Here is a 201-nt window from a genome sequence, read left to right on the forward strand (position 1 = left end):
TTCGTTTTGTTCAGTTTTGAGAGAACTATCTCTCATATATAAATGTATGTTCTTTGAAAACTAGATAACAGTGTAGCTCATATTTTTTAATTTTAGTTTGGTTAAGTTAGAAAGGGCGCACGGTGGATGCCTTGACACTAGGAGTCGATGAAGGACGGGACTAACGCCGATATGCTTCGGGGAGCTGTAAGTAAGCTTTGA

Annotated in this window: 1 rRNA gene; it reads left to right on the top strand. The window is 38.8% G+C overall.

The features are described 5' to 3' along the window. Window positions 1–99: 99 nt before the first annotated feature. A 23S ribosomal RNA gene (locus tag MR083_RS27800) occupies window positions 100–201 on the top strand; the annotation flags it as partial.

It is taken from the genome of Bacillus cereus group sp. BfR-BA-01408 (genome assembly GCF_022663305.1).
GTDB lineage: Bacteria > Bacillota > Bacilli > Bacillales > Bacillaceae_G > Bacillus_A > Bacillus_A pacificus.